The 11,297-nt window shown below is 73.2% G+C and carries 12 protein-coding genes; 5 read left to right on the top strand and 7 right to left on the bottom strand.

Annotated features, from left to right (window positions below; genetic code table 11):
- Positions 1 to 20 precede the first annotated feature (20 nt).
- Positions 21 to 878, bottom strand: a complete 858-nt coding sequence (locus tag IE271_RS10395; RefSeq protein ID WP_190189940.1) for a thioesterase domain-containing protein — start codon at positions 876 to 878, stop codon at positions 21 to 23.
- On the bottom strand, positions 862 to 1,137 hold the full coding sequence (locus tag IE271_RS10390) for an acyl carrier protein (protein WP_229919234.1): 276 nt from the start codon (positions 1,135 to 1,137) through the stop codon (positions 862 to 864). The genes IE271_RS10395 and IE271_RS10390 overlap by 17 nt, the downstream gene beginning before the upstream one ends.
- A 1,024-nt stretch (positions 1,138 to 2,161) precedes the next feature.
- Here IE271_RS10390 and IE271_RS10385 point away from each other — a divergent pair.
- The 4 genes from IE271_RS10385 to IE271_RS10370 all read left to right on the top strand — a co-directional run bounded on the left by IE271_RS10385 (position 2,162) and on the right by IE271_RS10370 (position 5,289).
- Positions 2,162 to 2,953, top strand: a complete 792-nt coding sequence (locus tag IE271_RS10385) for an IclR family transcriptional regulator (RefSeq protein ID WP_190189939.1) — start codon at positions 2,162 to 2,164, stop codon at positions 2,951 to 2,953.
- Between the two features lie 169 nt (positions 2,954 to 3,122).
- A complete protein-coding gene (locus tag IE271_RS10380) occupies positions 3,123 to 3,332 on the top strand; it encodes a hypothetical protein (RefSeq protein WP_190189938.1) in 210 nt (69 codons plus the stop codon).
- 282 nt (positions 3,333 to 3,614) lie between these two features.
- Positions 3,615 to 4,448 (top strand): alpha/beta fold hydrolase, encoded by an 834-nt coding sequence (locus IE271_RS10375; protein ID WP_190189937.1) that lies wholly within the window; start codon positions 3,615 to 3,617, stop codon positions 4,446 to 4,448.
- Between the two features lie 28 nt (positions 4,449 to 4,476).
- The gene (locus IE271_RS10370) at positions 4,477 to 5,289 is read left to right on the top strand and encodes an MmyB family transcriptional regulator (RefSeq protein ID WP_190189936.1); all 813 of its coding nucleotides are present in this window, start codon (positions 4,477 to 4,479) and stop codon (positions 5,287 to 5,289) included.
- Here IE271_RS10370 and IE271_RS10365 read toward each other — a convergent pair.
- From IE271_RS10365 to IE271_RS10345, 5 genes are all read right to left on the bottom strand, one after another.
- Positions 5,219 to 5,677 (bottom strand): MaoC family dehydratase, encoded by a 459-nt coding sequence (locus tag IE271_RS10365; RefSeq protein WP_190189935.1) that lies wholly within the window; start codon positions 5,675 to 5,677, stop codon positions 5,219 to 5,221. The genes IE271_RS10370 and IE271_RS10365 overlap by 71 nt on opposite strands.
- Positions 5,678 to 5,711: 34 nt before the next feature.
- Positions 5,712 to 7,256 carry an acyl-CoA synthetase gene (locus IE271_RS10360; protein WP_190189934.1) on the bottom strand — a complete coding sequence of 515 codons (1,545 nt, stop codon included), beginning with the start codon at positions 7,254 to 7,256 and terminating at the stop codon, positions 5,712 to 5,714.
- 10 nt (positions 7,257 to 7,266) lie between these two features.
- Positions 7,267 to 8,154, bottom strand: a complete 888-nt coding sequence (locus tag IE271_RS10355; protein WP_190189933.1) for an amidohydrolase family protein — start codon at positions 8,152 to 8,154, stop codon at positions 7,267 to 7,269.
- 1 nt (position 8,155) lies between these two features.
- Positions 8,156 to 9,067, bottom strand: coding sequence for an SDR family oxidoreductase (locus IE271_RS10350; RefSeq protein ID WP_190189932.1), 912 nt, complete (start codon positions 9,065 to 9,067; stop codon positions 8,156 to 8,158).
- Positions 9,068 to 9,627: 560 nt separating this feature from the next.
- Positions 9,628 to 10,635 carry a PaaX family transcriptional regulator gene (locus tag IE271_RS10345; RefSeq protein ID WP_190189931.1) on the bottom strand — a complete coding sequence of 336 codons (1,008 nt, stop codon included), beginning with the start codon at positions 10,633 to 10,635 and terminating at the stop codon, positions 9,628 to 9,630.
- Between the two features lie 204 nt (positions 10,636 to 10,839).
- On the opposite strand from IE271_RS10345, the gene IE271_RS10340 reads away from it, so the two are divergent.
- Entirely contained in the window at positions 10,840 to 11,235 is a 396-nt protein-coding gene (locus IE271_RS10340) for a type 2 periplasmic-binding domain-containing protein (RefSeq protein WP_190189930.1), read from the top strand.
- Positions 11,236 to 11,297 lie beyond the last annotated feature (62 nt).

Genomic DNA, 11,297 nt, shown 5'->3' with positions numbered 1-11,297 from the left:
TGCGACGGTGTGACGTCGCGTCAGGAAGCGGTCAGCAGCGGGACGATCACATCGAGGGAGTCGGGGCGGCTGAGCATCGTGTAGTGGTCCCCGGGACAGCCGCGGACCGTCAGCCCGTGGGCGGCGAGCGACGGCCACCCCAGCGTGGCGTCGCCCGGCACCAGACTGCGTTCGGCCTTCACCAGCAGCAGCGGCAGGGGAGCGGGCTCGGGACGGTGCGGAGCCGTCAGGCGGTTGTTGCGCAGCAGGCCGTCGACGTAGGTGTCGTAGAGCTTGCGCAGGCCCGGCAGCGGCGTGTCCGCGGGGAGCGCCCCGGCGGCGACCGCCGCGTCGAGCACCGCGACGAGGCCGTCGTCGGTCCCCCGTCCGGACAGTGTGTCCCGGGTCACCTCGATGTCCCGCTGCCGCTTCGCCCCGAGGTACATGGCGAACCAGTCCAGCAGGAGGGCGGGGTCGAGCGCCTCGTCGGGCTGCTTGTACCCGTCGACGGGCGCGATGCTGTCGAGGAGCACCAGGCGCTCGGGCCGCCGCTCCGCCGGCATCGCGTGGACCATCGCGAGCGCGAGCACGCCGCCGAAGGACCAGCCGGCCAGGGTGTGCACACGGTGTGCCGGCCGCAGGGCGGCCAGCAGCCGTTCCGACAGGGCCTCGACGGTGGTCGCGGCCCTGCCCCCGGTCAGCGCCGCCTCCGCGTACTCGGGCACCGCCCCCAGGTCCAGTACGGTCAGCCCGTCGTCCTCGGGCAGCGCCTCGGCGAGCCCGCGGTAGACCCGGGGCGCGAGCGCGCCGGGGTGGACGACGCAGACCGTGCGCCCGCCCGGCCGGGCGGACTTGAACTCGTGCGCGACCGCGGGCCGCGCGTCAGGCAGCGGCCGCACGCTGAGCGCTCTCCTCGGCTATGTAGGACGCCAGGTCCTTGATCGTGGGGTGGTACCACAGCGTCGTGGTGCTGAGCTCGAAGCCGAGCCAGTTCTCCATCTCGCCCGCGAGGATGAGCGCCTCGGTCGAGTCGAGGTCCAGCTCGTCGAAGTACACCTCGCGCGAGACCTCCCCGGTCGGCACACCCAGGCGGTGGGCGATCTTCTCGATCAGCCACTCCTCGGCCTGTTGAGCGGTCACTGCGGTCACTGCGGTCATGGTGTGTCGTCCTTCCTCGTGTGCGGTTCCGGCGGATCCGGAAGAGGGGCGCACGGCGGTGTGCCGACGCCGGCTCGGTGGCGGCCGTGGGCGGGAGGCGGTTCCGCCGAGCGCGTTCCACGGCAGGGCTCATCGGCCGGACCGGCTTTTCGGCCGGTCGGTGCGGTGAATTGCGGCGGGGCCGCGAATCGGTGAGTGCGCGGAAAGCGCCGGGGCGGGTCGGTGCTCTTGTTCCGCGTTCTCGTGACCGACGCGGCAAGGAACGAATACTCGCCCGGTAAGCCAACTTGCGGGTAGGTCAACTCGCGGTGGTCCGGCTCGCCTCCGGTGGATCGGACAGGTGGATTCACTACGCCTGTTGTCGGTGTCTCGGGAGTGGCCGCCCCGGGCACGCAGGCGACAGTGTTGCCGCGAAGCGATGGCTTAAACAACCACTCTTCCAGAGAGTGAAAAAGCGGGCCGTGCCATGGGCCCGGGTGCCTCGCGCGGGCGCGTAAAAGCCAGGTCAAATGCCCTGATCGCGCGGCGGCGCGGGCTCGTCGGCGTCCTTCCTCCCCGCTTCGGAGGTCCCGTGCCCGCGCGACGAGCGGCACTCGTACGTGTCCCACGGAGGGCTTGACGCGGACAGCCGGCCCCGGCGGCGGGGGGCCGGGCGCGGGTGCCGCCTCCCGTGTCCGGTCCCCTTGCCGGCACCGGACGCGGTCGCGGTGGCCGCCCCGCCCCGCGGGCGCCGCGTCCGGTGCCGTACGGAGAGGACGCCGGACCGCGTGGGCGGCGGTCGCGGCGAGGGGAGGGTGGGGCCGGGGCGGATCCGGGCAGCTCGCGGCGGACCCCGCGCGGCTCGCGGCGCAGGGACGGCGAAGGGGCGAGGGAGAGCGGTCTTTAGTGAAATGCCAGTATCGAAGTGAAGTCCTTGATAAGCCACTTGATTGTTCAATAATGGACGTGGCCGCCCTGACCGGAGATTTACCGGTGCGTGCATGTGCAAAGTAATCACGACGTGCAGGTGAAGGGAATTGACGGGATGACCACCCCACACTCCGGTGTGCCCGAACGCTCGGTCGTCGACAGGACGCTTCGCATTCTCGGAGCCTTCGACCGGGAGAACCGGAACCTTACGCTGAGCGGCATCAGCAGGCGCTCGGGCCTTCCCGTCGCCACGGTTCACCGCATCGTCGCCAAACTTCACGCCTGGGGCGCTCTGGAGAAATGTGCGGACGGCACCTACCGCATCGGACTGCGGCTGTGGGAGACGGGCGCTCTCGCACCGCACGCGGCGTTGACGCAGGCCGCCCAGCCACACCTGGTCGACCTGCACAGACGGACCTCGGCCGCGGTGATGCTCGCGGTCCGCGACGGAGTCGACAGTGTGTGCGTGTCCTTCCTGTCCGACGACGCACACGGTGTGACGCGCCGGGACGAGGTCGGGTCCCGGACGCCGCTGCTCGACACGACGGTGGGTCTGGTCCTGCTTGCGCACGCGAACGAGGCGGCCAGAAGGGAGTCCTGCGCGGCCGCCGAGGCCGCGCACCCGTCGCGCGGGACCGTGGACGCCGCCGCACTGCGGACCCGCCTCGCCAAGGTGAGGCAGGAGGGGTACGCGATCACCGCCCCGAACCCGCGCCTCGAAGGGCACGGTGCCGTCGCGGCTCCGGTGTGCACCGGTCACGGGACCGTGACCGCCGCCGTGGCGGTGATGACACCCGCCCGGTTCCTCCAGCCGATGAAGCTGGTGCCGCAGGTCCGTGCCACCGCGGAGGCGGTGTCGCGGTCCGTGCGGACCGACGGCGGGCGGATGGTGAGGATCGGGGCCTGACCGCCGGGCGGGCGCCGTTCTCCCCGGAACGCCGGCCACGGGCCGTCGGACACGGACCCACCGGAGCGGCCGCACGCTCAAATGCCGTGTGGAACAAGGGCGTTGGGGGAGTGGGAGGAGGCGCGAGGGGTAGCCGGTGCCGCACAGCCGTGAAAGGAAGGACGAACTCATGAGTGACAGCACACGGTGGACCTTCGTCCCCGCCACCCGCCTGTACGCCGTGGTGGTGCTCCTGCTGGGGATCGTGGGACTGACCAGTTCGGCGCGTTCGCTCAGCGACGGTGGCGCCGCCGTGCTTCCCGTGACCGCCCTCGTGCTCTCGGTCGTCGTGACCGTCCTGGGGGTCTGGGGTCTGGCCACCGCCCGCCGCAACCGCTGATCCCCGCCCTTCGCGGACGCCGTCGACGCGTCGCCTCGTCGGCCCCGGTTCGGCCGCGGCGGCGGAACGCGGGTGCCGGACGCCGGCCCTCGGCCCTTCGGCCGGGCCGGCCCCGGCCGGGGCTCCGCAGAGGGCGGGGAGCACGGCGTCCGCCGGAGCCGCGCCGCGCCACGGACGGGCCCGCCCCGAGGAGCCGGAGACGGTCGTCCAGGTGGTGTGCGGGACGGAGGCGATCGGTGGGACCCCTGATGCACGGGGGCGCGGCGGGGTACCCGGCCGTGCATGTCCAGCAGTGAGCGTGCCGAGCACCGTGTCCGCGCCGACGGGACCGGGACCGCCGAGCGCCGTGCCCGCGGCGACGGGACCGGGAGCGCGGTGCGTCAGGTCCGCCGCGACCGGCTGGGCCCGGGCACGACGGTACGCAGCGTGCGGGTCGGTACGGGCGGCGGTCCGCAGGTCGTCCTGCTGCCCGGACTGGGGGCCGTGGGCTACCTGATGAGGACCGCGGACGCGTGTGCCGCGCGGGGCGGCACGCTGCGCCTGCTCGACGTGCCGGGCTTCGGCGACCGCGCGGCTCCGCCCTTCCCGGCGACGATCGAAGCGCTCGCCGATGTCACGGCGGACTGGCTCGCCACGGTCCCCGAGGGGCCGGTCGTACTGGCCGGGCACTCCACCGGCGCACAGATCGCCCTGCACGCGGCCCTGCGGGTGCCGGACCGCGTACGGGCCCTGGTGCTGCTCGGACTGACCTTCCCGCCCGCCGCGCGCGATGCGGGGGCGCTGCTCGGGGCCTTCACACGGACGGCCCTGCACGAGGCGCCCTCGGTCCTGCCGCACGTGCTGCCCTACTACGCGCGTGGCGGGCCCCGCCGGCTCGCCCGCCTGGTGCGTTCGGCGCAGCGGGACGCCCCCGAACGGCTGCTGCCGGCGGTGTCGTGTGCCACGGTCGTGGTGGGCGGCCGGCACGACGCCATCGCGCCGCCCGCCTGGATCGGCCACGCGGCACGCCGGGCGCCCCGAGGCCGCGCCCTGGTCCTCCCGGGAGCGCACAGCTTTCCGTTCACGCAGCCGGCCCGCACCGCCGAGGTCCTGGTCCGGGCGGGCCTCCGCACCTGACGGTCCCCGGTGCGCCTCCGCCGCCGTGATGTCGCCCGACTACTACACACGGCTGGAGCAGCGCCGCGGCCCCCAGCCCGGCGAGCACATGCTGGCCTCGATCGCCCGGGCGCTGCGGCTGGCGGGCGACGAGCGCACCTGCCTGTACCGGATCGCCGGGCACAACGCACCGGCGTCGCTGTCGGCCTCGGCGCATGTCGCCCCCGCGCTGCTGCGGGTCCTCGACCGCCTCGACGACACCCCGGCGCTCGTCCTGACCGAGCTGGGCGAGACGCTGGTGCAGAACAGGATGGCCACCGCCCTGTCCGGGGACGCGTCGCGGTGCACCGGACCGGCCCGCAGCGCGATCTACCGCTGGTTCACCGATCCCGCGGAGCGGCTCGTCTACCCCGACGCCGACCGGGACCGGCGGAGCCGCGCCCGGGTCGCGAACCTGCGTGCCGCCCACGGGCTGCGCGGCCCGCGGTCGCGGGCCGGTGACCTCGTGCGGACCCTGCAGAAGGCGAGCGAGGAGTTCGCCGAGCCGTGGGAGCGGCACGAGGTCGCCCAGCGCTTCGAGGACCACAAGACCCTCATCCACTCCGAACCCGGCGCGATCGAGCTGGACTGCCAGGCCCTGTTCACCGAGGACCAGTCCCAGACACTGCTCGTCCTCACCGCCCCACCACGGCCGGGGCCTCGGCCGGTCACCGCACCGGACTCGGCGGCGCGGCGGCGCGGCGGCGCGGCGGTGCGTTCACCCGCCTCCGCACGCTGCCGTGCCCCGCCCGTCAGGCGTAGTGCCGGTAGACGGCCTGGGCCACGCAGGCGGGCCTGGAGCCGCCCTCGACCTCGACGGTGAAGGTCAGCCGCATCTGCACCCCGTCGCCCTTGACCTCCTCGACGGAGTCGACCGCGCCGTGCAGGCGGATCTTCGCGCCGACGGGCACGGGGCTGGGGAAGCGCACCTTCTCCAGGCCGTAGTTGACGCTCATGGAGATGCCCTCGATCCTCAGCAGATCACCGAACAACGGGATGACCAGGGAGAGGGTGAGGTATCCGTGGGCGATGGGTCCGCCGAAGGGGCCCTGCTTCGCCCTCTCCGGGTCGGTGTGGATCCACTGGTGGTCGTCGGTGGCATCGGCGAAGGTGTGCACGCGCTCCTGCGTGATCTCCAGCCAGTCGGTGCGGCCGAGGTCGCGGCCGGCGAGTGCGGTGAGGCCTTCGAGGCCCTGGGCGGTGGTCGGCACGGGGTTCTGCCCTTCGCTGTGTGTGAGGAGTTGTTCAGGGGCCGGTCGGCTCGGCGGGGCCCGGTGCGTAGGCCTTCCGCACGGCCGGTTTGAGGATCTTCCCCGAGGCGGTCCGGGGGAGGGAGCCGGCGAAGGCGACGGTCCTGGGGATCTTGTACTTGGCGAGCCGGCCCCGCAGATGGGCGAGGATGTCCTGGTCGTCGGCGCGGGCACCGGGCTTCAGGACGACGACCGCGTGGCCGACCTCCCCCCACACGGTGTCCGGCACCCCGATGACGGCGCACTCCCGGACGGACGGGTGACCGAGCAGGGCGTCCTCCACCTCGGCCGGGTAGACGTTCTCCCCGCCGGAGACGAACATGTCCTTGACACGGTCGACGATGTAGGCGTAGCCGTCGTCGTCCGTCCGCGCGACATCGCCCGTGCGCAGCCAGCCGTCGTCGGTGAAGGCGGCCGCGGTGTCCTGCGGGCGGCCCCAGTAGCCGCTCATGACGTTCGGGCCCTGGACGAGGATCTCGCCGCTCTCGCCGGGCCCGGCGGTGCGGCCGTCGGCCAGTGCGATCCGGGTGTCGGTGAAGAAGTGCGGCACCCCGGCCGAGCCGGCCTTGGCCGAGACCTGCTCCCGGCCCAGGAAGAGCACGCCGGGGGACGCCTCGGTCATGCCGTACCCCTGGCTGAAGGCCAGCCCGCGCGCGAGGTAGGCGTCGATGGTGCGCGCGGGCACCGGCGCGCCGCCGCAGCTGAGGGAGCGCAGGCTGGACAGGTCGGCCTCCGGCCACCGCGGCTGGGCGGCCATCGCGTCGTACATCGTGGGGACGCCGAACATGTACGTCACGCGCCGGCTCTCGATGACGTCGAGGACGCGTCCGGCGTCGAAGGCCTCGAGCAGGACGACCCGGCCGCCTTTGAGGAGGGTCGGCAGACAGGTCATGTTGAGCCCGGCGGTGTGGAAGAGCGGGGCGACGACCAGGGTGACCTCGTCACCGGCCAGGTCGGTGTCGACGAGGACGTTGACACTATTCCAGGTGATGTTGGCGTGGGAGAGCACGGCCCCCTTGGGCCGTCCCGTGGTCCCCGAGGTGTACATGATGATGCAGGGGTCGTCCGGGCCGACGGGCTCGTCCAGCGGTCCGGTCCCGGCGCCGGCGAGCAGGTCCTCGTAGCCGAGGGCGCCGGCGCCCGCCGCGCCGAGGGTGATGCGGTGCCGGACGCCCGCGTCCGCGCAGGCCGCCGCGGCCGTCTCGGTGTGCCCGGAGCCGTGGACCAGTACGGTGCTGCCCGAGTCGGAGAGGTTGTACGCCAGCTCGGGGGCGGCCAGCCGCGTGTTGAGCGGGACGAAGACGGCACCGAGCGCGCCGGCCGCGAACAGTGTCTCCAGGAAGGCCGGGTGGTTGGGGCCCAGGTGGGCGACGCGGTCCCCGCGGGCCACCCCGAGGGAGCGCAGTGCGTGGGCCAGGCGCAGGACCCGCTGGTGCAGTTCCCGGTAGGTGAGTTCCGTGTCCTGGTGGACGATCGCCGTGCGGTGCGGTGTCCTGCGGGCCCGGCGCGCGGGCCAGGAGCCGATGCCTTGGTTCAACACGGCGTCCCCCTCAGTCCTTGAGGAGCCCGAGCAGACGGGCGGCGTTCTCCTTGAGGATCTTGGGCCGGACCTCGGGCCTGATGTCGAGTCTGTCGAAGTCGGCGAGCCACCGGTCGGGGGTGATGACCGGGTAGTCGGACCCGAAGAGCACCTTGTCCTTGAGCAGTGAGCCGGCGTACCGCACCAGTTGCGGCGGGAAGTACTTCGGCGACCAGCCCGAGAGGTCGATGTACACGTAGGGCTTGTGCGTGGCGACGGCCAGGGCCTCGTCCTGCCAGGGGAACGAGGGGTGCGCCAGGATGATGCGCAGTTCGGGGAAGTCCACGGCGACGTCGTCGACGAGCATGGGGTCGGAGTACTTCAGCCGGATGCCGCCGCCGCCCGGCACGCCGGCGCCGATGCCGGTCTGGCCGGTGTGGAACAGCGCGGGCACACCGAGTTCCTCGATCGCCTCGTAGAGCGGGTACGCCATCCGGTCGTCGGGCGAGAACGCCTGGATGCTGGGGTGGAACTTGAAGCCGCGTACCCCGTGCTCCTCGACCAGGCGGCGGGCCTCGCGCACACCCGCCCGGCCCTTGTGCGGGTCGACGCTGGCGAACGGGATGAGCACGTCGCCGTGTTCGGCGCAGTTCTCCGCCACCTCCTCGTTGGGGATGCGGGGGTGGCCGGTGGCGTGCTCGGCGTCCACGGTGAACACCACGGCCGCCATGCGGCGCTCCCGGTAGTACGCGGCCGTCTCGTCGATGGTCGGCTGCCGGTGGCCGTGTGCCTTGAAGTACTCCTCGGAGGCGCCGAGGAGTTCCGGGCTCAGCGCTCCGTGGCCGCTCCTGGAGACCTCGGCGTGGGTGTGGACGTCGATGGCGGTCAGGGCGGTGACGTCGATGGCCTGGTCGCTCATCTCACGCCTCCGGGGCCTTGGGCGCCGGGATGCCGTACGTCTCGGGCTCGGCTCCGACGCCGTCGTGCCACTGTCGCGCGATCGCGTCGGCGCTCCAGCCGCCGTCGGCGAAGGCGACCGACTTCTCCGCGGGGTGGGACCACAGGGCGAGGCGGTCGCCGCCGACGCCGATGGCCTGGCCGGTGACGTCCTTCGAGGCGTCCGAGGCGAGGAAGGTGATGAGGCCCGCCACGTCCTCCACCGTGCCGAGGCCCTCGTCCTTGCGCAGCCGATCGGGCAGGGGGGCGCCGGTGCGCTCGGCCTCCTCGATGGCCGGCGCGAAGGCCGGGACGGTCCTGGTCATCTCGGTGGCCGCGACCGGGACGACCGCGTTGACGGTGATGCCCGCCCTGGCCAGCTCCATCGCCCAGGTGCGGGCCATCGCCACGATGCCCGCCTTGGCGGCGGCGTAGTTGGTCTGGCCGAAGTTGCCGCGCTGACCCGCGGGCGAGGAGATCAGCACGAGGCGGCCGCCGGTCCCCTGTTCGCGCATCCGCACCGCGGCGGCGCGGGCGCAGGTGAAGGTGCCGCGCAGATGGACCTTCACGACGGCGTCGAAGTCGTCGTCGGTCATCTTCCACAGCACCCGGTCGCGCAGGATGCCGGCGTTGGTGACGAGGACGTCCAGGTGCCCGAACTCCCGCACCGCCGTCCCGGTCAGCCGCTCGGCGGCCTCGCTGTCGCCCACGGCCGCCACGACGCCGACCGCCTTGCCGCCGGCCGAGGCGATGGCGTCGACCGCGGCGTCGACCACGTCGGCGTCGATGTCGTTGACGACCACGGAGGCTCCGGCGGCGGCGAGGGCCCGGGCGTAGGCGAATCCCAGTCCGCGTCCGCTTCCGGTGACGACGGCGACCTTCCCGTGCAGATCCATGACAGTGCCTCTTCCTGTGTGCGGTGGTGCCGGCAGAGCTGTCGCCCATGAAAGATCGACAGGATTCCTGTTGGTTGGACTCAGTGTTCTCGTTCAACAGGATTCCTGTCAATGCCTTGAACGGGCCGCGAGGACGTGCGGGCCGGCTGCCACGGGAGGCGTGGCACGGCACGACGAGGACGGTGGGGTCCGCGGCGGCGGACGAGGAGGGGGCGGGCTCCTAGCCGCTTCACCTGCTCAAGCGGACGGAACCGTCGTGCGGGCCCGCCTGTCGGGGAACGCATGGCCCGTGGCCCGGGCCCGCCGGCGTCGAGCGCCCGCGGACCTGCCCGGAGAGCGCGCACCGGGCCTTGCCCTGACGCGCGCGGGCGGACCGGCGGAAGCGGACCGCGCCGAGGTCGACCGGCGTGCGGGGCCGCGTCGGAGCCGACGGGTGTACGGGGGCGTCGAGGTCGACCGGCGTGCGGACCGACGCCCGGATCAGACGGGACGGGTGGGACAGGCGGGGCGGCCGGAGCGGGCGGGGAATCCTGCGGGAGCACTCCCCGCGGCCGGCCGGCTCACGGCTTCGAGCGGGTCGCCTCGTCCAGTCTGCGTGCCTGCGCCGCCTGTTCGAACGGGGTGTCCCCGTGCGGTCTGCGGTCGCCGAGCGAGGCGTACAGCTCGGCTATGGCGGCGGAGTCGTGGTGGCAGGACAGTTCGGCCAGTTCGGGCGAGACCGTGGCGAGGATCTGCCGGAACCGGATCTCGGCGAGCGGCCCGAGGCGGTCGTGGATCTGGACGAAGACGCGCTGGGCGCGGGGGCGGTCCCAGCCGGCCGGCAGCAGTTCGGCCGGCAGGTCCGGGTCGCTCTCCGGGAAGCGCCGCCAGGCCACCCGCAGTTCGGTGCGCGTCCGCAGCGCCTCCGCCGGGCTGATGCGGCCGGCGTCGAGGTGGTCGAGCACCGGTTCGTAGCGTTCGGCGAAGCTGCGGTACTCCTGGTTCAGCGCGCTCAGGTCGAAGGCGGACACCGGGTCGCCCTGCCGGGTCCCGCCGGGCACCGTGGTGGAGCGCAGCACGGTCGCGGTCTCGATGCCGAGCTGCCGCAGCAGGTCCTGGGCGTCCTCGCCCAGGTCGCGCGGCGACACCCACATGCCGTCGTAGAGGGCGGCGAATCCCAGTACGCGCAGCCGTGAGCGGAGCGCGGTCCGCAGGGCGCGGTCCCGCTCGGGCACGGAGAACGCGACGACCGTCCACCGGCCGTCCCACTCGGGCGCGGTGACCCCGAACGTCAGCATGCGGTGAGTGCGCTCGACGATCACCTCGGAGGTGCGCGGGGGGATGCCGTACGCCGTCGTGCGTCCGCTGCGCGAGGTGTCCAGCAGGCCGCGGGCCACGAGGCGGCGCATGGCCGCCCTGGCGCCGTCCGGTGTCACGCCGAAGTCGGCGAGCAGTCTGACCAGTGCGGTGGCGGGGATGTGCTCGTCGCGCCAGTACCAGAAGTCGCCCAGCAGAGAGGTCAGCAGGAGCTGGGGCTCCGCCCCGCTCTGAGCCCGGGGCAGCTCGGCCTTCGGCAGGTCCTTCCCCATGGCACCTCGGTTCCTGGGCGGCCGTCGTGTCGCGTCGAATGTATCGCACGACCCTTGTCATTGGTGACACCTCATGCGACGCCCAGCGGCGATACCGACAATGACGCGGATCTCGCTCCATGCAAGGGAACGCCCTCATGCGCACCTCTCGATCCCACCGGCGGTGGCGAACGCCACGGCACACTGACCACCGCGCTCATCTCCGTGCCGGCCCTCGCCGACCGCGGCGCGTCCGGGGAGGACGGCGTTCCGTCCCCGTCCGCCGAAGCGGTGCCCGCCCTGCATGACGCCCTGCCCGGGTCCGTCAAGGACCCCGGTGTCCCGCGGTTCGCCGGCGACTCGCACCCGTCCTTCCGCTCGGTCGGCGCCGACGGTTCCGTGACCGGCGTCGACAGGGACCTCCAGGAAGCCCTCGGGAAGGTGCTCGGAGCGCGGACCGAGGTCAAGATCGTGAACAACCTCCCCGCGGCGCAGCAGGGCATGCTCGGCGGGCGCTACCAGGCGTTCGACGGGCCGGTGCAGGCCACGGCCGAACGCGAGCGGCAATTGGGGCTCCGCGCCCCGCAGGCTCACGGCGACGGCCCGGCGAAGACCTCTTGACGACGTGCTTGTCCTCTTTTCCCTGGTGCTGAGCGTGGTGCGGGAGAGCGGGCCGCCGGCCC

Origin of the sequence: Streptomyces minutiscleroticus, from assembly GCF_014650875.1 — a bacterium.
Classification (GTDB): Bacteria; Actinomycetota; Actinomycetes; order Streptomycetales; family Streptomycetaceae; genus Streptomyces; species Streptomyces minutiscleroticus.
Note: the sequence above shows the minus strand (reverse complement) of the source record. Positions and strands in the feature narration are given on the sequence as shown.

Excerpts from the sequence above, each read along its gene's own strand:
- IE271_RS10390 (WP_229919234.1), bottom strand. The coding sequence starts at position 1,137 with ATGACCGCAGTGACCGCAGTGACCGCTCAACAGGCCGAGGAGTGGCTG.
- IE271_RS10385 (WP_190189939.1), top strand. The coding sequence starts at position 2,162 with ATGACCACCCCACACTCCGGTGTGCCCGAACGCTCGGTCGTCGACAGG.
- IE271_RS10380 (WP_190189938.1), top strand. The coding sequence starts at position 3,123 with ATGAGTGACAGCACACGGTGGACCTTCGTCCCCGCCACCCGCCTGTAC.
- IE271_RS10375 (WP_190189937.1), top strand. The coding sequence starts at position 3,615 with ATGTCCAGCAGTGAGCGTGCCGAGCACCGTGTCCGCGCCGACGGGACC.
- IE271_RS10370 (WP_190189936.1), top strand. The coding sequence starts at position 4,477 with ATGTCGCCCGACTACTACACACGGCTGGAGCAGCGCCGCGGCCCCCAG.
- IE271_RS10355 (WP_190189933.1), bottom strand. The coding sequence starts at position 8,154 with ATGAGCGACCAGGCCATCGACGTCACCGCCCTGACCGCCATCGACGTC.
- IE271_RS10350 (WP_190189932.1), bottom strand. The coding sequence starts at position 9,067 with ATGGATCTGCACGGGAAGGTCGCCGTCGTCACCGGAAGCGGACGCGGA.
- IE271_RS10345 (WP_190189931.1), bottom strand. The coding sequence starts at position 10,635 with ATGGGGAAGGACCTGCCGAAGGCCGAGCTGCCCCGGGCTCAGAGCGGG.